This is a genomic window from Mesorhizobium salmacidum (SeqCode), from assembly GCF_037179605.1.
In the GTDB taxonomy this organism is placed as follows: Bacteria; Pseudomonadota; Alphaproteobacteria; order Rhizobiales; family Rhizobiaceae; genus Mesorhizobium; species Mesorhizobium salmacidum.
Genome location: NZ_JAPYKS010000015.1, coordinates 132390 through 157186 on the forward strand (window position 1 = coordinate 132390; position 24797 = coordinate 157186).

General features: G+C 62.0%; 19 protein-coding genes, 1 tRNA gene and 2 pseudogenes. 11 read left to right on the plus strand and 11 right to left on the minus strand.

Annotated elements, in window-relative coordinates:
* The first annotated feature begins 43 nt into the window (after positions 1 to 43).
* A complete protein-coding gene (gene betB, locus O7A60_RS20720) occupies positions 44 to 1507 on the plus strand; it encodes a betaine-aldehyde dehydrogenase (RefSeq protein ID WP_337107800.1) in 1464 nt (487 codons plus the stop codon).
* A gap of 6 nt (positions 1508 to 1513) precedes the next feature.
* Here betB and O7A60_RS20725 read toward each other — a convergent pair whose 3' ends face one another.
* Positions 1514 to 3748 carry a mannose-1-phosphate guanylyltransferase/mannose-6-phosphate isomerase gene (locus O7A60_RS20725; protein WP_337107801.1) on the minus strand — a complete coding sequence of 745 codons (2235 nt, stop codon included), beginning with the start codon at positions 3746 to 3748 and terminating at the stop codon, positions 1514 to 1516.
* Positions 3749 to 3799: 51 nt separating this feature from the next.
* Positions 3800 to 4699: a LysR family transcriptional regulator gene (locus tag O7A60_RS20730; protein WP_337107802.1), complete on the minus strand. Its 900-nt coding sequence runs from the start codon at positions 4697 to 4699 to the stop codon at positions 3800 to 3802.
* Positions 4700 to 4812: 113 nt separating this feature from the next.
* On the opposite strand from O7A60_RS20730, the gene O7A60_RS20735 reads away from it, so the two are divergent.
* A complete protein-coding gene (locus O7A60_RS20735; protein ID WP_337107803.1) occupies positions 4813 to 5700 on the plus strand; it encodes an NmrA/HSCARG family protein in 888 nt (295 codons plus the stop codon).
* Position 5701: 1 nt separating this feature from the next.
* Here the strand turns inward: O7A60_RS20735 and O7A60_RS20740 are convergent, their stop codons facing one another.
* A complete protein-coding gene (locus O7A60_RS20740) occupies positions 5702 to 7222 on the minus strand; it encodes a phosphomannomutase/phosphoglucomutase (protein ID WP_337107804.1) in 1521 nt (506 codons plus the stop codon).
* A 199-nt stretch (positions 7223 to 7421) separates the two neighbouring features.
* Between O7A60_RS20740 and O7A60_RS20745 the strand changes: the two genes are divergently transcribed.
* A tRNA-Pro gene (locus O7A60_RS20745) sits at positions 7422 to 7498 on the plus strand.
* A 320-nt stretch (positions 7499 to 7818) separates the two neighbouring features.
* Here O7A60_RS20745 and O7A60_RS20750 read toward each other — a convergent pair.
* Positions 7819 to 8853: a YihY/virulence factor BrkB family protein gene (locus O7A60_RS20750; protein WP_337107805.1), complete on the minus strand. Its 1035-nt coding sequence runs from the start codon at positions 8851 to 8853 to the stop codon at positions 7819 to 7821.
* A 471-nt stretch (positions 8854 to 9324) separates the two neighbouring features.
* On the opposite strand from O7A60_RS20750, the gene O7A60_RS20755 reads away from it, so the two are divergent.
* Positions 9325 to 9732: a lysozyme inhibitor LprI family protein gene (locus O7A60_RS20755; RefSeq protein WP_337107806.1), complete on the plus strand. Its 408-nt coding sequence runs from the start codon at positions 9325 to 9327 to the stop codon at positions 9730 to 9732.
* Between the two features lie 157 nt (positions 9733 to 9889).
* Here the strand turns inward: O7A60_RS20755 and O7A60_RS20760 are convergent, their stop codons facing one another.
* Positions 9890 to 10165: a hypothetical protein gene (locus O7A60_RS20760; RefSeq protein ID WP_027143995.1), complete on the minus strand. Its 276-nt coding sequence runs from the start codon at positions 10163 to 10165 to the stop codon at positions 9890 to 9892.
* A 158-nt stretch (positions 10166 to 10323) separates the two neighbouring features.
* Here O7A60_RS20760 and O7A60_RS20765 point away from each other — a divergent pair.
* The 5 genes and pseudogenes from O7A60_RS20765 to O7A60_RS20785 form a co-directional block, all read left to right on the plus strand.
* Positions 10324 to 10664: pseudogene (locus O7A60_RS20765) on the plus strand (helix-turn-helix domain-containing protein); the annotation flags it as partial.
* A 564-nt stretch (positions 10665 to 11228) separates the two neighbouring features.
* On the plus strand, positions 11229 to 11513 hold the full coding sequence (locus tag O7A60_RS20770) for a hypothetical protein (RefSeq protein WP_337107807.1): 285 nt from the start codon (positions 11229 to 11231) through the stop codon (positions 11511 to 11513).
* Positions 11514 to 12005: 492 nt separating this feature from the next.
* Entirely contained in the window at positions 12006 to 12236 is a 231-nt protein-coding gene (locus O7A60_RS20775; protein WP_415926839.1) for a hypothetical protein, read from the plus strand.
* Positions 12233 to 12676 carry a hypothetical protein gene (locus O7A60_RS20780; protein WP_337107808.1) on the plus strand — a complete coding sequence of 148 codons (444 nt, stop codon included), beginning with the start codon at positions 12233 to 12235 and terminating at the stop codon, positions 12674 to 12676. The genes O7A60_RS20775 and O7A60_RS20780 overlap by 4 nt, the downstream gene beginning before the upstream one ends.
* Before the next feature lie 156 nt (positions 12677 to 12832).
* Positions 12833 to 13177, plus strand: coding sequence for a hypothetical protein (locus O7A60_RS20785; protein WP_337107809.1), 345 nt, complete (start codon positions 12833 to 12835; stop codon positions 13175 to 13177).
* Positions 13178 to 13205: 28 nt separating this feature from the next.
* Here the strand turns inward: O7A60_RS20785 and O7A60_RS20790 are convergent, their stop codons facing one another.
* The 4 genes and pseudogenes from O7A60_RS20790 to O7A60_RS20805 all read right to left on the minus strand — a co-directional run.
* Positions 13206 to 14825: an ABC transporter ATP-binding protein gene (locus tag O7A60_RS20790; RefSeq protein WP_337107810.1), complete on the minus strand. Its 1620-nt coding sequence runs from the start codon at positions 14823 to 14825 to the stop codon at positions 13206 to 13208.
* A gap of 17 nt (positions 14826 to 14842) precedes the next feature.
* Positions 14843 to 15964, minus strand: coding sequence for an ABC transporter permease (locus tag O7A60_RS20795; protein WP_337107811.1), 1122 nt, complete (start codon positions 15962 to 15964; stop codon positions 14843 to 14845).
* Positions 15957 to 16880 (minus strand): ABC transporter permease subunit, encoded by a 924-nt coding sequence (locus O7A60_RS20800; RefSeq protein WP_337107812.1) that lies wholly within the window; start codon positions 16878 to 16880, stop codon positions 15957 to 15959. The genes O7A60_RS20795 and O7A60_RS20800 overlap by 8 nt, the downstream gene beginning before the upstream one ends.
* A gap of 416 nt (positions 16881 to 17296) precedes the next feature.
* Positions 17297 to 18637 (minus strand): annotated as a pseudogene (locus tag O7A60_RS20805) (peptide ABC transporter substrate-binding protein); the annotation flags it as partial.
* 282 nt (positions 18638 to 18919) lie between these two features.
* Here O7A60_RS20805 and O7A60_RS20810 point away from each other — a divergent pair.
* The gene (locus O7A60_RS20810; protein ID WP_337107814.1) at positions 18920 to 19366 is read left to right on the plus strand and encodes a TadE/TadG family type IV pilus assembly protein; all 447 of its coding nucleotides are present in this window, start codon (positions 18920 to 18922) and stop codon (positions 19364 to 19366) included.
* Positions 19367 to 21124 carry a hypothetical protein gene (locus O7A60_RS20815; RefSeq protein WP_337107815.1) on the plus strand — a complete coding sequence of 586 codons (1758 nt, stop codon included), beginning with the start codon at positions 19367 to 19369 and terminating at the stop codon, positions 21122 to 21124. It begins immediately after the preceding gene.
* Positions 21125 to 21152: 28 nt separating this feature from the next.
* On the opposite strand, the gene bglA is transcribed toward O7A60_RS20815, so the two are convergent.
* Positions 21153 to 22787, minus strand: coding sequence for a beta-galactosidase BglA (bglA, locus tag O7A60_RS20820; protein ID WP_337107816.1), 1635 nt, complete (start codon positions 22785 to 22787; stop codon positions 21153 to 21155).
* Positions 22788 to 24785 carry a glycogen debranching protein GlgX gene (glgX, locus tag O7A60_RS20825; protein WP_337107817.1) on the minus strand — a complete coding sequence of 666 codons (1998 nt, stop codon included), beginning with the start codon at positions 24783 to 24785 and terminating at the stop codon, positions 22788 to 22790.
* Positions 24786 to 24797: the final 12 nt, after the last annotated feature.

Below are 24797 nucleotides of genomic sequence, written 5' to 3' on the forward strand. Positions count from 1 at the left end.
CCAATAGCCGACGCGTGGGGCCGAAATGATTTGGAGACCTCCCATGCGCGCCCAGCCCACGGCTTCGCACTATGTCAACGGACGCTATATCGAGGACGACGGCGGCGCGCCGCTGCCGGTGATCTATCCCGCGACAGGCGAGACGATCGCCATGCTGCGTTCGGCGACGCCGAACGTGCTGGAACTAGCTATCGAGGCCGCACGCGCCGCACAGCCTGCCTGGGCGCGGCTTAAGCCGGTCGAGCGTGGCCGCATTCTGCGCCGTGCCGCCGACATTTTGCGCGCCCGCAACGCCGATCTTGCCCGCATCGAGACGCTCGACACTGGGAAGGCGATCCAGGAGACGCTGGTGGCGGACGCCCCTTCGGCAGCCGATTGCCTCGAATATTTCGCCGGCGCGGTCGCCGTCTTCAACGGCGAAGCGGTCGACCTCGGCGGATCCTTCGCCTACACGCGCCGCGAGGCGCTTGGCGTCTGCGTCGGCATCGGCGCATGGAACTATCCGATCCAGATCGCCGGCTGGAAATCAGCGCCGGCGCTCGCCATGGGCAACGCCATGGTATTCAAGCCATCGGAAAACACGCCGCTTTCGGCACTGGCGCTGGCCGAGATCTACTCGGAGGCCGGCCTGCCCGACGGGCTCTTCAACGTCGTGCAAGGCTATGGTGATGTCGGCGCCGGGCTTGTTGGCCATGATGTCGTCGCCAAGGTCTCGGTGACCGGCTCGGTGCCGACCGGGCGCAAGGTGCTGTCGCTGGCCGGCTCCAAGATGAAGCACGCGACGATGGAACTCGGCGGCAAGTCGCCGCTGATCGTCTTCGACGATGCCGATCTCGAAAATGCCATTGGCGGCGCCATGCTCGGCAACTTCTATTCGACCGGCCAGATCTGTTCCAATGGCACGCGCGTCTTCGTCCAGAGCGGCATTCACGACCGGTTTGTCGAGCGGCTGGTCGAACGGACCAAGAAAATTCGCATCGGCGATCCGCTCGATCCGGAAACGCAGATGGGGCCACTGGTCTCCAAGGCACAGCACGAGAAGGTCGTCGGCTATGTCGCGGCCGGCAAGAAGGATGGGGCGACGCTGGCCTGTGGCGGCAATGTGCCGTCGCTGCAGGGCTTCCAGGGCGGCTTCTTCGTCGAGCCGACGGTGTTCACCGGCGTCACCGACACGATGCGGATCGCCCGCGAGGAGATTTTCGGCCCGGTCATGAGCGTGCTGAAATTCAACAGTGAGGACGAGGTGATCGACCGCGCCAACGGCACCGAGTTCGGCCTTGCCGCGGGCGTTTTCACACGCGACCTGCCGCGCGCCCACCGCGTCATCGCCGAGTTGCAGGCCGGAACCTGCTGGATCAACGCCTACAATCTGACGCCGGTGGAAATCCCCTTCGGCGGCGTCAAGCAGTCCGGCATCGGCCGCGAGAACTCGCTGGCGGCGCTGGCACTCTATTCGCAGCTGAAGTCGATCTATGTCGAGACCGGGGACGTCGTCAGTCCGTACTGATCCTGCCTACTTGTCCACCGTGCGATCCAGATACTGGGTCAGCGCACAGACCAAGTGGTAGAAGATGCTCGCCGGCACGTCCGACGCCAGCGAGCGGCCGCGCTCGTCGATGCGGTCGATCCACAGACCGAGCGGGGCCGGGTCGATGTGCCAGCGGAACAGCCGGCCGACGCGCGCCTCGATCTCCGGCTTCAGATCAGGACCGCCCGAGCCATCCAGCGCGATCGCCGCCTTGAGCGCCTCCGCCTGCGGCCAGCTGCGCGATATCAGGTCGAGCGGCAGGCCCTGCCGCGAGACTGCCCCATAGGCAAGGCCGGTGGCACGGTTAAGGCCGTTGGCGATCGCCGAGGCATAGAGTTTTCGGGCAAAGACGCTTAGTTCGGCCTGGCCGCTGCGACCGGCGAAATCGACCAGCAGCGATGCCCATTCGAAGTGGTGGCCGGGTTCGGTCCAGGTTCCCTTCTCTCCGGAGACCGGTTTCCATTCGGCATCGAAATACTCGCCGAGCGTCCAGCTCTCAGAGTCGAAGAAATGGCTGCGGAAGAGGTCGATGATGCGCGCCGCACGACGCAGATGCGCGCGCTCGCCGGTCGCCTGGTGCCAGGCCAGGAAAGCTTCGAGCAGATGCATGTGCGGGTTGGAGCGCCGCTCGCCCGTCCCGCCCGATGTCTCGAGGAAGCCGGTCATGCGGCTGTCCTCCAGATGCGCATCGAGGAAGGCGAAGGTCTCTTCGCCGAGCCGCAAGGCATCGGGATTACCCGACATATGCGCGTGCGCCAACGCCAGCAGGATGCAGGAATGATCGTAGGCATCCTCGACCGGGTCGGCGACGGAGCCATCGACATTCAGCGTGCGCACCCAACCGCCCCGTTCGGTGCGGCCGTGCCCCGCCATGAAGTCGATGCCATGCGCGATCAGCCGGTCGGCCGGGCCGGTCCAGCCGTGCTCCTTGGCAACCGCGAAAGCATAGATCTGCCTGGCCTGGGTGCGCATGCGCTTGGGTTTGATGAGCGGCTTGGCGTCGAAACCCAGCGCCTCGGGGAAGCCGCCATGGCGCTCGTCGACGCCTGATGTCGACCACAACGGCAAGGTCTCCTGGAACAGCCAGTGATGCACCCGTCGCCGCCAGGCGCCGCTTTGGATGACGCGGTCATGCGCGGGCGTAAATCTGGTTTCCAGCCGTCCCGATTTTTCGAGTTGCTCGACGATCTTCTTGACGTGCTGGCTGTGACTGACCGGGGCAACGAAAGTGGCATCGGCGGTCGAGACGATGGCAACGTCCTTCATGCCGATCGCCGACAGCAGGCGGCCATCGCTGCGGATATAGGAATTCTCGCAATCGATGGCGACGACATCACCGACGACGACATTGCCCCGGCCGTCGGCGGGACCGACATCGAGGAGCGATTGCCAGGAGCCGAGATCGTTCCAGCGGAAACCGGCCGGCACCATGGCTATGTCTTTCGCCCGCTCCATGATGGCATAGTCGATCGAGTTCGAAGGGATCGCCGCGTAGAGCTCCAGCGGCATATAAAGGCCGGATAGGTCCGCTGTGGCCGCCTTGTAGGCCGCTTCGGTGGCGTGCCAGATATCGGGCTGGAATGCCTCGAAGGCGTCGCGCATGGCACCGGCCCGAAACAGGAAGATGCCGGTGTTCCAGTAGAAATTTCCCGCCCTGAGATAGTCGTTGGCCGTCGCAAGGTCGGGCTTCTCGACGAAGCGCGAAACGTCGAATATCCCTCCCTTCTCGGCCGATACCTCGATATAGCCATAACCGGTTTCCGGCTGGGTCGGCTTGATGCCGAACACCACCAGGCGGCCGGCGCGCGCTGCCTGCGATCCCGCTTCGATGCTTTGCCAGAATTGCCCTGCCGTCGATATTTCATGGTCCGAGGGCACCACCAGCACCAGGCTGTCGCCGAATTCCGACAAGGTGCGCAGGGTCGCCAGTGCGACGGCGGCGGCAGTGTTGCGTCCCGCGGGCTCGAACAGGGGGCCGCCACCGGCAAGATCGAGACCGGCCAAGTCGGCACGGACACGGTCGGCATGACGCTCCGAAGCAATCAGGAAGATCGGCGTCTCGCCAGCCGCTCTCGCCGTCAGGCGGCGCAAGGTCTTGGCCAGCATGGAACCATCGCCCGACAGATCGTGGAACTGCTTGGGATTGTCCTCACGTGACAACGGCCATAGCCGAGAACCGACGCCGCCGCTCATGACAAAACTGACGATCCGCTCGGTCATTCAGGTCTCGCGCTCGGGAATTGAAGGTCGATTGAGTAGCACAGACGCCTTTTAAGCGGTATCTGCCCGATTGGAAATCCGCCCGGCCGCCAGTTCGATAAAGGCCTTTACCAAGGGCGAAAGGTGGCGGCTGCTCGGATAAAGGACGTGCAGTCCGCCGGCCGGTGTCGTGTAATCCTCGAGAACGCGCTGCAGGCGCCCCTGATCGATCAGTCCTTCGGCCATCGCCTGGGGCAATTGGGCGATGCCGAAGCCCGCGAGCGCGGCCGCAACCACCGCCTGCATTTCGTTGGCGGCGAAGCGCCCCGTGACAACGACCGTCTCCTGGCCTTGTGGTCCATCCAGAACCCAATGAGCAGCTGAGGCCGATGGGCCCGCGATGACGCATCGATGGCGCGCTAGATCCGCCGGACTTTCCGGTATTCCGTATCGTGTTAGATAGTCCGGGCTTGCGCAGAGCAGCCTGCGCGTGACGCCGAGCTTGCGGGCGATCAGCGTCGAATCCTGAAGGGTGCCTGTGCGGAAGGCAAGGTCGATACCGTCGTCGACCAAGTTGAGCTTGTCGTCGGTAAGGCGAAGCTCGACGTTGGTCTTCGGATACAACGCCAGAAAGTCGACCACGGCGCGGATGAGGAAGTGGCTGCCAAAACCTACCGGGGCTGAAATGCGGATAGTGCCCGACGGTTCTGCCCTCGCCTCCGCGAGACGCAGATTCGCTTCCTCTATAGTCCGCAGTGCCTGGCTGCTCTGCTGATAATAGGAGCGCCCGGCATCCGTCAGGTTGAGGCTGCGTGTCGTGCGCTGCAGCAGGCGCACGCCGACCTCGCGTTCCAGCGCGGCGACACGGCGGCTGACCGTCGTCTTGGGTATGGCGAGCAGGCGCGCGGCAGCGGTGAAGCTGCCGGCTTCGACGACGCGAGCAAACACGACGATATCATTGAGATCAATCATTGTGCTCACCAGTGGAACAAAGTTTTCCAATTATAGGCAATTATGCATCAATCGGACAGGGCCTAGTTTTGCTCCGGACAAACAAGCCAGACAGAGAAGAAGGAGCAGACGAAATGACCAGCAAACGAAGCGTTCTTGTGACCGGCGCCACGGGCCAGCAAGGTGGCGCGGTTGCGCGTGCCCTGTTGGCTAGAGGCCATCACGTCAAGGGACTGACGCGCAAACCGGACAGCGAGGGCGCGCGGCAACTGGCGTCGGCGGGCGCCGAGGTGGTAGCCGGCGATCTCGGTGACGCGGGCTCGGTCGTGAGTGCCGCAGAAGGCGTCGACACCCTGTTCCTGATGGGCAACAGCTATGAAGCCGGCCTCGAGGAGGAGACCCGTCTGGGGATCCTTGCCGCCGATGCTGCGAAGGCCGCCGGCGTCGGACATCTGATCTATTCCTCCGTTGCCGACGCGGACAAGAAGACAGGCATCCCGCATTTCGAAAGCAAATATCTGGTCGAGCAGTATATCGAGCAGCTCGGCATTCCTTATTCGATCAGCGCGCCGGTGGCCTTCATGGAGAATGCCGTTGCGCCGTGGTCGATCGGTGCGCTCAACCAAGGCATCCATGCCTTCGCGATGCCGCCCAAGCGGGTGCTTCAACTGGTCGCCCTGGCGGATATCGGCGCCTTCGTGGCCGCTCTGGCCGAGCGGCGAGAGCGGGTGTTCGGCAAGCGCCTCGATTTCGCCGGCGACGAATTGTCGGGCGAAGAACAGGCCGCAATACTGTCCGGCGCCATCGGCCACCCGATCCACTATCAGGAAATACCGATCGCGGTTGCTCGTCAGCAAAGCGAGGACGCTGCGCTGATGTTCGAATGGTTCGACCGCGTCGGCTACGACGTCGATATCGCCACCTTGCACAGGGAATTTCCGGAGGTGCGCTGGCACGGCTTTGCCGACTGGGCGCGCGCGTTCGACTGGAGCGTTCTGACGACCAAAGCGCCAGAACGCTGAACTAGAAGGTCTGGTTGTAGGCGCCGACTTCCGGACTGCGGCGCAGCACGGCGTCGACGGCATCGAACATCTGCCGGCGACGCTCGGACGAGACCGGGCTTTCGACGACCACGACCAGTTCCGGCTTGTTCGACGAGGCGCGCACCAGACCCCAGGTGCCGTCCTCGGCGACGACGCGCACGCCATTGACTGTGACGAGGTCCACGATCTTCTGGCCCGCGAAACTGGAGCCGTCCCGCTTCATCGCCTGGAAATCGGAGACCACCCGTTCGACGACGTCGTACTTCACCTCGTCCGCGCAGTGCGGAGACATGGTGGGCGTGCCGAAGGTCAGCGGCAGCGCACGGTAGAGACCGGCCATCGAACTGGCCGGGTTGCGGTCCAGCATCTGGCAGATGGCGATTGCCGTGACCAACCCGTCGTCATAGCCGCGCCCGATCGGCGGGTTGAAGAAGAAGTGGCCTGACTTTTCGAAGCCGGCGACCGCGCCGAGTTCGGCAACGCGGCGCTTGATGTAGGAATGGCCGGTCTTCCAGTAGTCGGTAACGGCGCCATTGGCGTGCAGCACCGTGTCGGTGTTGAACAATCCGGTCGACTTGACGTCGACGACAAAGGTCGAACCCGGATATTGGCTGGAAATGTCACGCGCCAGCATGACGCCGACCTTGTCGGCAAAGATCTCGTTGCCTTCATTGTCGACGACACCGCAGCGATCACCGTCGCCATCGAAACCCAGCCCGACATCGGCCCCTGTCTCCAGCACCTTGTCCCTGATGGCATGCAGCATCCGCATGTCCTCCGGATTGGGATTGTAGCGCGGAAAGGTGTGATCGAGTTCGATATCGAGCGGGACCACTTCGCAGCCTATGCGCTGCAAGGCTTCCGGGGCAAAGGCGCCGGCAGTGCCGTTGCCGCAGGCGGCAACCACTTTGAGCTTTCGTGTGATGCGCTTGGCCCCGGTCAGGTCGTCGAGATAGGTGGCGCGAAAATCGCGGACGAAATCATAGGAGCCGCCGCCTGTAAGGTCGAAATCGCCGGCCAGCACGATCGCCTTCAGCGCGCTCATCTCCTCGGGCCCGAAGGTCAGCGGCCGCGCCGCTCCCATCTTGACGCCGGTCCAGCCATTTTCGTTGTGCGAGGCGGTGACCATGGCCACCGACTGCGTCTCCAGTGCGAACTGCGCGAAATAGGCCATCGGCGACAGCGCCAGGCCGATGTCCTTCACCCGTGCGCCGGCCGCCATCAGCCCGGAAACCAACGCCAGCTTGATGCCAAGCGAATAGGAGCGGAAATCATGTCCGGTGACGATATCAGGTCCGGCGCCGAGACGCCGGATCAGTGTGCCGAGCCCCATGCCAAGCGCCTGGACGCCGATCAGATTGAGTTCCGGCGGCACCGTCGAACCGGGATGGCCGAACCACCAGCGCGCATCATATTCCCGAAAGCCGGATGCCTTGATCAGCGCCGCGGTTTCGAATTCGAAGCTGTTGGGCCAGGCCTCGGCGACGATTTTTGGGGGCAAGACAGCAGAGCTCCAGGCGGCAAAAACACGATCTATCGAGGCAGCGGCTTAGCACACAAGGCTTTAAGCTGCGTTTATCCCGGATGGAAATCCGGGCTTTACGGCACTACCCGACGAAAGCGGACGAAATGCGACAGAAGGGTTGCCATTGCCGCTTGCAGGAACGAAGTGTGGCGGCTATAAGCCCGCGGTCTGGTCACGGAGTGTAGCGCAGCCTGGTAGCGCACCTCGTTCGGGACGAGGGGGTCGCAGGTTCAAATCCTGCCACTCCGACCAGAAACAACAATGGGTTAGCGCCGCGACGATGGCTACCCCATAGATATCCCGACAGAAATAGCTATGTGTCTACGTGGCGCGTCCCCGCCAGCGGGCGCACGCCCCGCCGCCGTCGAAATCCTACCGCTGCAGGCCGGCGCCATGCCGACATCTTCGCCGACACAAGCGGCATCGGCTACCGCCACCGCACCTCTGTCATCGAGGAGTTAGGCCGGTTCGTCGAGTGGTACCGGGTCTTCCACGTCTGACGAGCCGGATCGGCGAGGCTCCGGGCGTACCGGACCCTTTCGAGAGCGAGCATGGCTTTGCGAATCGAGGCATCATTTATCAGTGCCTTGATCGTTGCCGTGGCGAAGAGCCGACTTCTTGAGATAGGGCGCGATAGAAATCAGCGCTGTGACCAAGCTGCTGAAAACGATCCAGCCAACTATCTCTTTTTCCGATATCTTTCGATCATGTTTGATGCCTGTTGCCGGTGGCGTCCGCGGATGGACGATTTGCGCCAGATCGGCCCGGCTGCCATGCCGGATCGAATAGGCGCGGGTAATTTCCGCGCCGAGTAGAAAGACCTCCGATGAGTAGTAGACCCACAGCAGCACCACAAGCAGCGCCCCGGCAGCGCCATATGAGGAGGCAACCGCGCTTGTGCCAATATACCAGCCGATCAACGACTTTCCGATGGTGAACAAAAGCGCCGTGATCACGGCGCCGACGCCCACATCACGCCATTCGAGGGAACGGTCCGGCAGAACTTTGTAGATGGCAGCAAACATCAGTGCGATCAGAACAAAGGAGACGACGGTATTTATGGAGGCGAGGATAAACTCGCCAAAAGGCAGGTGAGCGTTGATCACTTGGGCAAGCGCTGATATCGCCGCGCTCGCAACCAGCGAGACCAGAAGTAGAAAGCCCAGCGCTCCCACCAAGCCCAGACTTGCCGCGCGAGCCCGCACCAAGCGCGAAATGGAAAATCCGGTGGGTGGCACTTTCCACATCTGGTTCAGTGAAAGCTGCATCTCTCCGAACACCCCGGATGCGGTGACAAACAGAGTGATCAAGCCCAAGATGGTCGCCAAGGTCCCTGCGGTTCTCTGGGAGGCGCTTTCGATCGTTGCTTGCAGCAGGTCGGCACTTTGAGGACCCATGACGCCTGAAATCTGTGCCGACAACGCGACCTGAGCGGCATCGTTCCCGAAGCCCAGACCGGCGATGGCAACAACGATCAGCAGGATTGGAGCGAGCGAAGTGGTCGCATAGAAAGCCATCGCCGCCCCGTGGCTCAAGCAATTGTCGTCGACGAAGCCGCGGATGCTCTCGCTCAGCAGGTGCCAAAACGCAATCAGCGACCGTGACATTGTTAGCCTCAAGACTTTTCGCAGCTCGGCTGGAGAGTTCGCCGCAACACCGGCGGACAATCTTACGGACGGATTATGACCTTCGTCACCATGGCACCGTCCACACTTCCATGCGCTTCACTCACGATCCGCCCTTTGCTTCAACTCGCGACGTAACTCCGCGTTCCCAAGGCGGGCTCGAAGGAAAAGGTCAGCACATTGACGCCTGCTGTTTGTGCCGGCATCGCAGGATCACTGCTTCGGTGCCACCGGCACAGATGCGAGCGGCGAGAGCATTGATCCGGCTCTCAATTGCTGGTGCGTGGGCGGCGGGCCTTGCGGGAGCATCACCTCAACGCCGCGAAAATCGCTCACGCGATCGACGAGCGGAACACGCGGTGGCGTTGCAAAAATCGAAAAAAGCTGGCCAGCTGCTTCGCCGGAACCGTTACGGAATGAGATGACGCCCACAGGCAAACAGGAGGACAATCGATGAAAACCGCAATTCTGACTGCCGCCGTGGTTCTGGCCATGCCGGGTTTTGCCTCTGCCAAGGACAAATGCGCCGACGCCAAGGATCAGGTCACCATGAACCAGTGCGCCGATGCTTCGTTCAAGAAATCGGACAAGAAGCTAAACGAGCTCTACAAGCAGATCGAAACCCGCCTCAAGGACGATGCGGATGCCAAGAAGCTTCTCGTTCAAGCGCAGCAGGGCTGGGTTAAATTTCGCGATGCGGAGTGCCAATTCCAGGCTGCGGGGGCGGCTGGAGGAAGCATGGCACCGATGCTCATCTCGATGTGCATAGACAGCCTGACGCAATCCCGTGTCAAGAATTTCGAGGGTTACCTGAATTGCCAGGAAGGCGATGCGAGCTGCCCCGTTCCAACAGCGAACTGACGCCCACAATTGGTTTGATCACAATGCAGCGGGAACCAGAAACTCGCCGGGTTTTGCGGCACAATTTCGTCCAAAAAAGCCGTTTTGGATTCGCCTGATAGGGTGCGCCTGGTGGCGGGGCATAACCCGCCACAAGGTTGTTGGCAAAGGCGATGGCCTATTTGGAGCCGCCAAGTGCCTTCAATTTCTCGCAGAACTGAGCATGAGGCTTGCTCATCGCCGCGTCGTTGCATTCCTTCATCATCTTGTCCTGATCAGCCTTGGCCATCGCAGCCCAAGCCTTTTTCATATCGGCGTCGGGCTTCATCGTCTTCATGCTCGCGTCGGTGAAGAACGGGGCCATCATCTTGGGTTCATCGAGCGCGCCGGCAAGCGCCGCGCCGCCAACAATCGTGAAAGCAAGTGCGCCTAAACAGGCAGTTTTGAAGCTCATGAAATTATCCTTCCCTATTTTTGTGCCCCGACCGTCGTTTGCGATCAGGTGCGGTTTCTAACGCAATATAAGCAACATCTAAAAAACGGCGAATGTTGGGATGTCGCTTCACAAGTCGATCACATCCTTGAAACGAATGGCGCCGCGCGGCGGACTGTATCCGCCTTTTTCGGATTACCTCAGCCGCCGATATGTCTCGCCTGCTGCCGCTGGCACTCAAGGCTTTGACCAGAGCATAAGAACACCTCCTGGTTCTTGGCCGCCAGGAGGCCTGCGCAAGATTGAGTGGCGGATGTCGCGACTGGATATTGGCGACTATCTCGGCCTCACCATCGAAACTGCGTTGCGGGTCTTCACCCGCCTCAAGGACAAAAGCGTCATTCGCCTGCTCGGCTTGCGCGGCATCGAAATTCTAAAGCAGGACGAGCTGCTGAACATGGGCAATAATGCGCCTCGCTCCTCCAACGTCACCCGCAAGGGCACGGTGCACGCCGCCTAGCGGAGGCCGAAAAAGCTCAATATCGCTATCACGATGACCACCGCTCCGATGAGCCAAATGATATTGTTCATGATCTCTCTCCTGTTGCCTGGTGAGCCCGCGCCTCTGGCGGAGGACGCGGGCCGATCAGCCTTTGCCTGCTGATCTTCAGCGGACCTCAAACCGTGATGCCTGCTGTGGAGATAAAACCGTTAGGCTTATCTAATGTTCCGTAGCCTGACAGGATCTCGAAATAGCTAAGCAAACTGCTTTTGTGGGACAGAGACAGATTGGTCCTCACAGCGGCAGTTGCGCTGGCCTGCGCGCGCGGACGACGGACGATGCGGCAGCGTAGCTGCCCGGGAGAACCAACCGTAATTGTAGAAGAGCCGATGTCGCGAACATCCCGGGTGAGGACTCATGAGAGTCCGTCGCCAAACATTGCGATTTTTCTCCAGGTCTGGTCACGATCCGATAGCCAGCCCTTCGATTTACCATACGAGCTGTCCCGGGAAGCCCGGAACCAAAGGGATCAGCAGCAGTTGTACCCAACGAAGGGCTAACAAAGGCAATGGAGAAATTGCAATGAAAACAGTGGCCATCTGCGCTTTGGCGCTTTCGCTGGGGTTCCCAGCTTTGGCATCGGCCGCCCAGACTGACGTTGTCATCAAGACCCATCATCGACATCATAGCCACGTCAGGATCATCAATGAGGAGGGCCAGCGCCTTCATCATCGTCACCATGGACAGATCGCGTTCTACGACCATGGCCGCCGGCATCACCATCGGAATACCGTTGTTGTCACCGGCTCCGTCTCCACCCATCACCGTCATCATCACCCGGTGGTGATGGAAAACAGCGGCTACTGATCGCCGACTGGTGGCCCGGCTCTCGATCAAGCCTGGCCACCAGGTGCGAAAGAGAACCGGGCCAATTCTGAGATCTCGTCATCGCCGGAAATAAATTGCGCGAACTTGGGTCCCTGAGCCCAGGCAATTGGTCGTATCCTACGCCGGACGGGCCTGAAGGGGCCTTGCTGCACCAAAGGGGAACTTGGTGATCAATCAGCTAAGGACTACTCCAGCCACCATGAAGGTAATAGCCACAGCGAAGATCGATGCGAGCAACCAGCGCGCCTGGCCAACACTCTTCTCCATCGGCTTCCTCCCATAATCTCGTAGCGGACAAACGGTGGCAAACAGCGGCTGTTCCGGGCGCCGCGGCCGGCAAGACCATTACGTCTTGGGGCAAGACCTAAGTCCCGCACCTCGCCAGACCGAAGCCCAGCCCTGGAACGTTTGCCCGCCCTCCAGAGTTCGGTTGGCTGGGCGCGAGGACCATCAAAAAAGAAGCGGAAATAGATGACCACGACAATCTCGAATCGTGACAACGCAAGATCCGATGCCTTGCAGCTGCGCGTGGCAGACCTCAGGAGCAGGATGCGCGACGCGCGGATCACCGAGGGCGAAATCAAGACCTTCCAAAAGGTCGCGGCCGTAATGGAGGACGGTCAAGGCCGGATCTATGGCGACGATTTGATCGCCGCATCCTTCGTTACCGACGTGCTGACGGACACGACGCGCCCTGAATGACCATGCCAACAATCAGCAGGCTTTTTGAATCCCATTCCGAAGCAGCCCGGATCGCCGGCAACCTTTTGGCGGCCGGGGTTCCTCGCGTACAGATCGCGATTATCGGGCCCTACCACGACGAAATCGGTGTCCTGAAATCTCCCGCTGTCATGCTTGGCGTCGCCGCCGGGCTGCTGGCGTGCCTGAGCGCTTTTGCTGTCAACGGCATCAATCCTTTTGCGACCGGCCTGTCGGCGACGGCCCTGATAGGCTGCGGCTGCATCCTCGGCGGGTTGTTCGGAGCCATGGCCGCGGGCGCCAGAAGGTTTGAGCGTCGAGGCGTCGGCGAAGGAGTTGTGCTGGTGACGGCCCATGTCGATGAGAATGCCACGCACGTCGCCCAAATGGTGCTCGGCGGTGGTTGTGTCCCCATGACCGGATTGGACGCCGAAGCAGCGTAAGATTTCGATGACATTGAATAAACGGGCCGATACCCCAGTGCAGAGAGCGCGAGCACTGGGGTATCGGCCCCTCAACCTTTGACGAGATGGGCATCGGCCCCTAGTTTTGATCGATGAATATGAGGGAGCCGGTAAAACGGCGAACCGGACGCGGACATGAATTTGATCTCAACGACAGGATCGGCACCGGTTCTTCTGGCTACGGTGTTTCTTGTTGCCGGATGCTCCTCGATCGGCAGGACGGCCGATCCGGCCAAATACGAGAGCATGAGCTGCACCGAGCTCAACAGCGCCGTGGGAAGCAGCGCGAGCGACATCTCGCAAACCGCGATCACCCGCGGCAAGGTCGCCAACACCAGAGTGCCGCGCTGGCTGCCTGGCGGATCGCGCGTGAAGATGGCGGTCGCCAACCGTGAAACGGCAAGGATCGACCGGTTGAAGCAACAGCAGGATGCCGTTGTCGCCGTGCGCGCATACAAGTGCGCCAGCTCAGCCGGCTGAGCGAACAGGCCTCACCTACAGTGACTTGTCACGCGCTCAACCGGAAGCGCGTGACGTCGATCGCGGCGTTCATCAGCGTCTGTGTATAAGGCGCTTGCGGATTGCTGAAGATGGCCTCGGTCGGCCCCTCCTCGACGATCTTGCCCTGCTTCATGACGATGATGTAGTCGGCCATGGCGCGCACCACCGCGAGATCGTGGCTGATAAACAGGTAAGACAGTTCGTGGTCGGCCTGGAGCTTGCGCAGCAGTTCCACGATCTGTTTCTGCACCGAGCGATCGAGCGCCGAGGTGGGCTCGTCCAGCACGACCATCTTCGGCTTCAGGATCATGGCGCGGGCAATGGCGATGCGTTGCCGTTGTCCGCCGGAAAATTCGTGCGGGTAGCGGTTGCGGGCGTTGGGGTCGAGACCGACTTCGCGCAGGGCCTCGACCGCGCGCTGGTCGCGCTGCTTTCCCGAAAGGTTCGGCTCATGCACCAGCAGCCCTTCGGTGATGACCTGGCCGACGGTCATGCGCGGCGACAGCGAGCCGAAGGGATCCTGGAAGACGAGCTGCATCTGGCGCCGCAGCGGCCGCATCTGCTGCCGGTTGGCAGTGGAAATGTCGCGATCGCCGAACCGAATGAGCCCATCGCTCGGCAAAAGCCGCAGCAAGGCGCGGCCGAGCGTCGATTTGCCCGAGCCGGATTCGCCGACGATGCCGATGGTCTGGTTGCGTTGCAACCGGATCGAGATGTGATCGACAGCCCGCAGCATCAGCGGTTCGCCGGCGAAAAACCCGCCACCGATCCTGAATGTGACTTCGACATTCCTGCCCTCGAGCACCACGGGCGCATTGGCGGGCGGAGGTGCCTTGGTTCCCGTCGGCTCGGCCGCCAGCAGCATCTTGGTGTAGGCATGCTGCGGGTTGGCGAAGATCGCTTCCGCCTCCCCTTCCTCGACGACCTCCCCCTGGCGCATGACATAGACCCGATCGGCGAAGCGGCGGACGATGCCGAGGTCGTGGGTGATGAAGACGATCGCCATGCCAAGCTTGCGCTGCAACTCGGCCAGCAGCATCAGGATCTGCGCCTGGATGGTCACGTCGAGCGCCGTCGTCGGCTCGTCGGCGATCAGGATGTCGGGGTCGTTGGCGAGCGCCATGGCGATCATCACGCGCTGGCGCTGGCCGCCGGACATTTCGTGCGGATAGGATTTCATCCGCCGTTCCGGATCCGGAATTTGGACGAGCCGCAGCAGCTTGAGCGCCTCATCATGCGCCTCTGTGGCGCTCAGGCCCCGATGCCGGCGGATCGGCTCGATCAGCTGGTTGCCGATCGAATAGAGCGGATCGAGCGAGGTCATCGGCTCCTGGAAGATCATGCTGATCTTGCGGCCGCGGACCTTGTTCAGCTCGGATTTGCTCAGCGTCAAAAGGTTGCGGCCGCGATAGTCGACACTGCCCGACGCCTCGCCATTGGAGGCCAGCAGGCTCATCGCCGCCATCATCGTCTGGCTCTTGCCGGAGCCGGACTCGCCGACGACTGCGACGGTTTCACCCGCATTCACGTGGATGTTGATACCCTTGACCGCTTCGACCGCACCGTCGAGCGTGCGGAAGCGGACGCGGAGGTCCTTGACGCTGAGGATCGTTTCGGGAGTGGCCATGTCAGCGTTCCCCATCTTTATCGATCCCTTGGGTCGAGCGCGTCGCGCAGGCCGTCGCCGACGAAGTTCAGGGCGAACAGCGTGGAGACGAGGAAGAAGGCGGGAAACAGGAGCAGCCAGTTGGCGGTGCCGATGTTCTTGGCGCCAACCGAGATCAGCACGCCCCAGCTGGTCATCGGCTCCTGGATGCCAAGGCCGAGGAACGACAGGAAGCTCTCCAGGATGATGACCTGCGGCACCAGCAGCGTCATGTAGATCACCACGGGGCCAAGCAGGTTGGGGATGACATGGCGCAGCAGGATGCCGCGCTGGCCGATGCCCATGGCTTCCGCCGCCTGGACATATTCCTGCCGGCGGATCGACAGCGCCTGGCCCCGTACGATGCGCGCCATGTCGAGCCACAGCACGGCACCGACCGCCAGGAACATCAGCACGAAGTTGCGGCCGAAGAACACCACCAGCATGATGACGAAGAAGATGAACGGCAAGGAATAGAGTACGTCAACGATGCGCATCATCACCTCGTCGACCTTGCCGCCGGAAAAGCCGGCGGCGGCGCCATAAATCACACCAATCACCACCGCCACGATGCCCGCGAGCAGGCCGATGGCAAGCGAGATACGCCCGGCCATCAGCGTGCGCGACAAGAGATCGCGGCCAGTGTTGTCGGTTCCGAACAGGAAATACTGCTGCTTGACCGATGCGCTCATCGTCACTTCGAGGCCGTCGGTCGACTTGCTCTCGATCTTGGTGTCGTCGAAGGCATCGGAACGGTCGAGGTAGCGGATGTTGCGGTCGTCGATCGGCTTGGCCGACTTGACCGTGACGAAGACCTTATTGCCCTCCTGGTGCCACTCCTTGATGTCAACGCGCATGCGTTTGATCGCTTCGGTGAGCGCCGTCTCGATCATATCGGGTTTCGGGTAGGCCGACAGGCTTGGCGGCATGCGCACATAGTCGGCGTAGATAGTCGTGTATTGATGCGGCACGAACCACGGGCCAAAGACGCTGACGACCCCGATCAGAACGAGGTAGTAGAGGCTGAACATGGCGGCGCGGTTGGCCTTGAGGCGCGCCCAGGCATCACCCCAAAGCGAGCGACCGACGATGGCGGGAGCGGTGGCTGCGATGTCAGTCATAGCGCACCCTCGGGTCGACGACCGCGTACATGACGTCGACCATCAGGTTGAAGATGATGGTGAAAATGGCGATCACCACCACCGTTCCCATCACCAGCGTGTAATCGCGATTGAGCGCGGCATCGACGAAATAGCGGCCAACGCCCGGAATGGAGAAGATCGTCTCGACGATGACAGAGCCGGTCAGCAGTGCCGCCGCCGCCGGGCCGGTGAAGGAGACGATAGGCAGGATGGCGCCGCGCAAGGCGTGCTTGACCACCACCGACCAGTCGGAGAGGCCGAGCGCTCGCGCCGTTCGGATATGATGGGATCGCAGCGACTCGATCATCGAGCCGCGCATCAGGCGGGCGACGATGGCGATCTGCGGCAAGGCGAGCGTCAGCACCGGACCCACCTTGTTGATGAAAGCGCCATCGCCCCATCCCCCGATCGGCAACAGCCTCCAGGTCAGCCCGAACAGGAGCTGGATCACCGGCGCGATGACGAAGGTGGGGATGGTGCTGCCGGCGGTCGCCAGCGCAATCACCGTATAGTCGCCAAGCTTGTTCTGGTTGAGCGCGGCAATGGTGCCGAGCACGCTGCCGAGCAGCAGCGCCAGGATCAGCGCCGAGGCACCGAGTTGGACGGAAATGGGCAGGCCCTTGGCAAACAGTTCGGTGACGGTGAAATCCGGCATGTTGTAGCTCGGGCCGAAATTGCCGCGCAGCAGATTGCCGAGATAGTGGACATATTGCAGCCAGAGCGGATCGTTGAGACCGAACTGGGCTTCAAGATTGGCCTTGATCTCGGGGCTAAGTCCCCGCTCCTGGTTGAATGGACCGCCCGGCGCGACGCGCATCAGGAAGAACGCCATCGTCACGATGACGAACAGCGTCGGGATGGCGGTCAAAAGCCGCCGGAATACGTATCGCAGCATCGGCGCCCCGCTTGATCTGGAGCACGCCCGTCCACCCGGACGATTGCGCTCCAGCCTTCAAATCTTCGCACCGAACTTTCCGAAAATCGATTCCGCTTCCCGGGCCGATGCGATGGCAAACCAGCGCCGCCGCGCATTCAGTTGCGCGGCGGCTTGGCCAGGGATCAGTCCTTGCTGACGAAGCGTGACGGATGCACGTCCATCACATTGTCGACGAAGCCATGCAGCTTCGAGGAAACGATGTCGTGGTAGCTGTAGTAGAGAAGCGGGATCTGGCCGACATCGTCGATCAGGATGCGCTCGGCGGCGGAGAGGTCCTTCATGCGCTCTTCAGGCTTGCCGCCGGCGGCCGCGGCCTTGTCCATTGCCGCTTCGTATTGCGGACTGTTGTAGTTCGAATAATTGTTGCCGCTGGCCTTGCGCGTGATGCCGAGGAAGGTTTCCGGATCCTTGTAGTCGGCAATCCAGGCGGCACGCGCCACGTCATAGTCGCCCTTCTGCTCGAGGAAGGAGTAGTGGGTCTTGGTGTCGGTGTTGAGCAGCGTGACGTCGACGCCAAGCGGCTTCAACTGTTCCTGGATCGCCACAGCGGTGTTCTTGTGGTTTTCCGAGGTGTTGTAGCGGATCTCCATCTTCAGCGGATGCTCGGGCGTGTAGCCAAGCTTCTCAAGGATTTTCTTGGCCGCGTCCTCGCGGTCGATCTGCGGCATGTCGGCGTATTTGGCCATTGCGGGCGTGTAGCCCTCGATGCCGGGAGGCACCATCGAATAGCCGGGCAACATAGAGTTCTGCCAGACCTTTTCAGCGATGAAGTCACGGTCGATCGCCATCGAGATGGCGTTGCGCAGCTCGGGGTTGTTCCACGGCGCCTTGTCGGTCTTGATCGCATAATAGTAGGTGCCGAGATACGGCCCGACATGGATCTGGTCGCCGAACTTGGTCTTGAGGTCGGCGAGTTGTTCGGTCGGCAGATCGTCATAGCTATCGAGTTCGCCGGCCTCGAAGCGCTTCATAGCCGATGAACGATCCTCGGTCGGAATGTAGTTGACGACGTCGAACTTGACGGTCGCGGCGTCCCAGAATTTCGGATTCTTGACCAGTTTCATGTGGTCGTTGGGAACCCATTCGGCCAGCGTATAGGCGCCGTTCGAAACCAGATTGCCGGGCTTGATCCAGTCGGCGCCGAGCTTTTCAATCGAGGCCTTGCTGACCGGATAAGTCGCCTGATGGGTCAGCATCTCCAGGAAGTACGGCGTCGGTGCCTTCAGAGTCACTTCCAGGGTGTTGGCGTCGATCGCCTTGACGCCCATGTCCTCCGGCTTGCCCTTCTTGGTGTTGACGTCCTCCGCACCCTTCACCGGATAGAGCATCGAGGCGTATTCCGCGCCGGTCGCCGGATCCTCGAGCCGGTGGAAGGCGTAGACGAAGTCGTCCGCCGTCACCGGGCTGCCATCCGACCACTTGCCGTCCTTGCGCAGCTTGAAGGTGTAGACGGTGCCGTCATCCGACACCGTCCAGCTTTCGGCGGCGCCCGGAATGAGGTTCGCCTTCTCATCTTGCATGACCAGTCCCTGGAACAGGTCACGCAGCACGTTGGCTTCATAGACGGTCGAGGTCTTGTGTGGATCGACCGACTCCGATTCAGCGGCGGTGCCCCTGTTATAGACGGTCTCGGCAAAGGCTGGCGTCAAGAACGTGCCGGCAGCCAAGGTCATGGTCGTGGCGAGTACCGTCGCCTTCAGCATGTTTTTCAGCATGAAGTTCTCCCTGTCGGCGCTGCCATCGGCGCGCCTTTGCGTGTTGACGCCCCGGAACCGATGTCTGGCTCCTTTGAGCGCGCCGCCGGTTCCCTCCGGCGGCTGGTGGCAGGAGACTAGACAGGAGGTAAGCTCTTTTCAACTGAGTACTGATTGACCCTAAGTCAATCCTCATTATCGCCGAAGCAACAGCTAAATTAGAAAGACGTTTCAATCGAGCACATCCCTTGGTTGCACCCGGAGTTTCCGCTTTCTGCATGCGAACTTGAGCATGCTGGTGCCATGGTCCACAACCTCATTTCCAAGGTCCGAAGGCGCCAGTTCCGAACAGACAATTCGGGAACTTCAGCGGTCGAGTTCGCACTGTTGTCACCGCTTTTCATCCTTCTTTTGCTCGGAATGGTTGCCTACGGCATCTATTTTGGTGCCGCCAACTCGATCCAGCAAATCGCAGCCGACGCCGCCCGGACGGCTATCGCCGGGGTGAACCAGACCGAGCGGCAAACGCTCGTGGCCAGCTATCTCACCAACAACGCCGGCGGCTACCCTTTCGTGGACGCCAGCAAGCTGACCTACCAGGCCAATGACAGCGTGGCCGACGGAAGCCAGTTCGTGGTGTCCATCTCGTATGATGCCCGCAACCTGCCGATCTGGAATCTGTTCCCGGGCATAGCCATGCCAGGGACGTCCATCAAGCGTCAGTCAACGATCAGGGTCGGGGGTATCTGAATGCTGCAGCGGGCGGGCAAGGGCATCGGCCGGCTTGCACGGTCGATGATGGGAGACAGGAAGGCGAACTTCGCCGTCATGACCGCATTGAGCGCGCCGGTTGCGCTGGCGCTGGCCGCGGTGGCGATAGACGAGGCCTCCATCTATACCGAGCGCCGGGAAGCCCAGGCGATGGTCGACCTGGCAGCGATCACCGCCGCCTCGAACATCAACAACGTCAACACAGCGGTCGTCACCACGCTCACCGACAACGGCATGCCGGGTGTCGTTGTTCAAGCTTCGGGCCAAACCATCCCAGCGGCCGCCGGAAAGACGGTGGTGACGGTCACGCGGGGCCGATATGCCTCGTCGACCGCCAATGTCAGCCAGCGCTTTCAGGCGGGCGTGACGCCTTACAATGCGGCGCGGGTGACTTTGGCGAAAATTCCCCAGCGCTACTTCGCAAGCTCGCTGATCCCCACTCCCGTCATCGACACCCAAGCCACTGCCAGCATGACGCCGCAGGCGACATTCTCGGTCGGGTCGAGATTGCTTAGCGTCAATGGCGGCATCCTCAACGCACTTTTGAGCGGACTTCTTGGCGGCAACATCTCGCTTAGCGTCATGGATTACAACGGGCTGATCTCGGCCGATGTCAGCGTGCTTTCCTTCATCAGTGCGCTCGGCACACAACTGAACATCACGGCCGGCACCTATTCCGACGTTCTGGCATCGAAGGCGACCGTCGGCCAGATCGCCACTGCCATGGCCAATGTTCCTGGCCTCGGCAATACCGCCAAGGTCGCCTTGCAGACCATCGCCTCCAAGTCGACCAGCACCGTCAAGATCCCACTCAGCGGACTTGTCGACCTTGGCTCCGTCGGCAGCCTGGGTCTCGGGCAACAGCCGTCCGGCCTTGGCGTGGACGCCAGCGCCATGGGGATGCTGACGGCGGCGGCCGTACTTGCAAACGGCACCAACCAGGCCGCGATCGATCTCGGCGCCACCATACCGGGGCTGCTTTCCACCAAGCTCAACATCGCCATCGGGGAGCCGATGCAATCCTCGCCCTGGCTGACGGTCGATGGTATCGGCACTGTCGTGCGGACCGCCCAGACGCGCATCAAGCTGACGGCCTCCGTCGGCATCGGCACGCCCGGCCTGGCCGGCGGCATCAGCTTGCTGGCCGTCAATCTGCCGCTCAATGTGGAAGTCGCCTATGCCGAGGCCAAGTTGACCGACATCACCTGCCCGACAGGGCCGTCCAGCATCAGCGTTTCCATCGCCGCGCACCCCGGTATTGCCCAGTTGAACCTGGCCAACAGCAACAATCCTTCCGGCTTCGCCGATTTCAGCCAGCCGCAGACCTTTACGGACGCAGACATCGCGGATGTTAAGCTGCTGCTGATACCGTTGATCCAGGTGATGGGTTCGGCCGCGCCCGCGATCACCAACAATAACCCGCAGACTCTGACCTTCAACGCGACCGACATCGCCAGCAAGACGGTGAAGACCGTTTCGACGCGAAACATCACGCAGTCGCTCACCACGTCCCTGGTCAACAACCTCTCGCTCTCGGTCAATCTGCTTGGTCTTGGGATCGATGTGACCACCCTGCTCGGAACGGTCAAACCAGCCGTGGTGGCCCTGCTCAACACTGTAACGGCGCCCGTGGACGACTTGCTCTACAATGTGCTGTCAGCCCTGGGCGTCGGTGTCGGCCAGGCCGACGTGCGCGTCACCGGCGCGACCTGCGGACGGGCAGTGCTCGTTCAGTAGAACCGCTTGGCCACAACCGAAGCGCCAATCAGTCGAGCCGACCGAGGAAGTAACCGAGAGCCGGCAGCGAGAGCGCGTTTTCCTCGACGGAAGCAGTGCCGCCCAGGACAGCCGCGACAGTTCCGATATCCTCAGGCAACGGCCAAGTCGCCGGCTCTCCGGCGAAATTGAAGACACAGAGCAGCCTCTCCCCACCACCCTCGCGGATGAAGGCGAGCACGTCGCCCTCGGTATCGAGAAAGCGGATCGAGCCGCCGACCAGCGCAGGATGCTGTTTGCGCAAGACGAGCGCCGAGCGGTAGGCCGACAGCACCGATTGCTCCTCGCCGTTCTGCACATCGACCGCGCGGGCGCGATGGCCTGCCGGCACAGGCAGCCAGGGTTTCGCGGTGGAAAAGCCCGCATTGTTGGCGCCCGCCTCCCAGACCATCGGCGTGCGGCAGCCGTCCCTGCCCTTCACGCCGGGCCAGAAGCGGATGCCGACGGGATCGCGCAGATCCTCATAGGCAAGCTCCGCCTCCTCAAGGCCGAGCTCCTCGCCCTGATAGAGGCAGATCGAACCGCGCAGGCATGCGAGCAGCATGATCGAGAATCTGGCCACCGCATCGGGATCGCCACCCGGCCTCGTCCAGCGGCTGACATGGCGCACGACGTCATGGTTGGAGAATGCCCAGCAGACCCAGCCATCGGCAACCGCATTTTCGAAGGCCTCGACGCAGCCACGTACATGCGCCGCGGAGAATTGCGAGCCGAGCAGGTCGAAAGTGTAGCTCATCTGAAGCTTGTCGCCGCCGGAGGTGTAGGCGGCCAGCGTCTGCAAGGAGCGGCCTTCATCGCCGATCTCGCCGACGGCGGCGCGGCCCTCATACTCGTCCAGCAATGCCCGAAAGCGCCTGAGGAAATGGAGGTTTTCCGGCTGCGTCTTGTCGAACAGATGCTCCTGATAGAGATAGGTGCTGGTCTCCGTATTGGTGCCGGCTACGCTCGAAGCCACGGGCGGATTGCTGCGCAGCCAGCGGTCGTGGACATAGTAATTGACCGTGTCGAGCCGGAAACCGTCGACACCGCGATCGAGCCAGAACCGCACCGTGCCCAGCAATGCATCCTGGACCTCCGGATTGTGGAAATTGAGATCCGGCTGCGAGGCGAGGAAATTGTGCATGTAATATTGGCGGCGGGTCGCGTCCCATTCCCAGGCTGGTCCCCCGAAGACCGACAGCCAATTGTTGGGCGCGCCGCCGTCCGGCCTGGCGTCGGCCCAGACGTACCAGTCGGCCTTGGCGTTGTCGCGGCTGGAGCGGCTTTCGATGAACCATTCGTGCTTGTCGGATGAATGCGACAGCACCTGGTCGATGACGACTTTCAGGCCGAGCCTGTGCGCTTCGGCAACCAGCGCATCGAAATCCGCCAACGTGCCGAACATCGGGTCGACGTCGCGATAGTCGGATACATCATAGCCCATGTCGGCCATCGGCGACTTGAAGAAGGGCGACAGCCAGACAGCGTCGACGCCGAGCGAGGCGATATGAGCGAGCCGTGACGTGATGCCCTTGAGATCGCCGCTGCCGTCGCCGGTGGTGTCCTGGAAAGAGCGCGGATAGACCTGATAGATGACGCAGCCTCGCCACCATTCGGGCCTCTGCATGGCATTGTCGTCGGACATTTACGAACCCTTCCCGGCGCCACCGTTTCCGGTCCGGCCCTCGATCATGAAGTTGACGCCGCGACCCGGCAGCGGGCGTAGAAGGTCGATCGCCTGCGTCTCGATTGCCGGGCGCCAAAGGAAGCCATCTCGCGCTGGCAAGGTGAAGACGCATTGGCGGCGGTCGCCGTTGATCATGACGGCAAGCCTGCCATCGTCGCCGCCAAGCAGCATGACGAGGCGATGCCGGCTGGAGTCGTTCCAGTCGCTCTCGTTGAGAGGAGCGCCCGTCTCGGTCAGCCATGAGACATCGGGGATGTCAGAACCGTCAACCGCTTGCCCGGTCAGGAAACGCGTGTCCGACAGTGCCGGCACCGCCTGGCGAAGAGCTGCGAGCGCCGATGCGTAACGCGCCAGCGCCTGGTCGCGGGCTGCCCAGTCAAGCCAGGTGATGGCGTTGTCCTGCGCATAGGCGTTGTTGTTGCCCTTCTGGGTGCGGCCGAACTCGTCGCCTGCGGTCAGCATTATGGTGCCGCGCGAGGCGAACAGCGTGGCGAGCAGTGCGCACTGGTCGTCGAAGCGCGCCTTGGTGATCGCCGCGTCGTCCGTCTCGCCTTCGGTGCCATTGTTCCAGGACAGGTTTTCGTTATGGCCGTCGCGGTTCTGCTCGCCATTGGCCCCGTTGTGCTTGCGCTCATAGGAGACGATGTCGGCCAGCGTCATGCCGTCATGGGCGGCGATGAAGTTCACGCTGCGGCTTGTCTGCTCCCCTGCCCCGTTGAACGCGTCGGACGAACCGGCAAGGCGCGTGGCGAGAGCACCGACCATGCCGGCATCGCCGCGCCAGAAGCGTCTGACATCGTCGCGGTAGCGATCGTTCCACTCAAGGAACGGCGGCCGGAAATTGCCCAGTTGATAGCCGTTTGCCCCGATATCCCAAGGCTCGGCGATCAGCACCCGGTCGCGGAGCACCGGATCATGGGTGATGGCCCGGAGCAGCGGCGCTTCCGGGTCGAAGATACCATCGATCCGGCCCAGCACCGGAGCCAGATCGAAACGGAAGCCGTCGACGCCGGCCTGGCGCACGAAATGACGGAGTGTGTCGAGCACCATTTCCCTCACCACCGGATGGTCGCAGGCGATCGTGTTGCCGGTGCCTGTGTCATTGACCAGCACGCCATCCGGCCGGTGCCGATAGTAGGCCTGGTTGTCGAGGCCGCGTAGCGAGAGCGTCGGCCCCAGCCTGTCGCTTTCGCCGGTATGGTTGAAGACGAGGTCGAGAATGGTGCCGATGCCGGCCCGGCGCAGCGCAGCGACTGTATCCTGCAATTCCGTCAGGCCGCCGGGCGCGAGGCGTGGGTCGAGCGCCATGAAGGTCACGGGATTGTAGCCCCAGGCGTTGCTTAAGCCCAGCGGCGGCAGATGTCGCTCGTCGATCGACGCCGTCACCGGCATCAGTTCGACAGCGGAGACACCGAGCCTTTGCAGATGCTCGATGATGGCTGGATGGGCAAGTGCGGCGATCGTACCGCGCTGTTCTTGGGGCACATCCGGGTGGAGCTTGGTGAAGGCGCGGACATTCAATTCGTAGATCAGGCCGCCCGGACGAAACAGCGGCGGCAGGATCGGTGGGGCCGCGGGCAAGGCGTTGGCCACGGCCTTGGGCATCACCGACGCAGTGTCGGCGCCCTCATTGCGCCGCGCGGCGAGCTTCCAGTGATAGGCATAGGGCCGGTCGATCTCGACGGCGTAGGGATCGGTCAGCAGCTTGTCGGGGTCGAACCACAGCCCACGCTCGGGTGCATAGTCGCCGTCGGCTCGCAGGCCATAGCGCGCGCCCACGGCCAGGCCGGAGACGAAAAGCGCATGCATGCCGTCGCCATCCGGCGTCAGCTCCAGCCGATCGAGTTCGCGGTTCCCCTGCTCGTCGAAGATCGAAACCCAGAGGCGATGGGCCGATGAGGACCATGCGGCAAAGCGGATGCCTTCGCTGGTGATGGTGGCGCCGAGCGACGTCATGCGCGCGCCTTC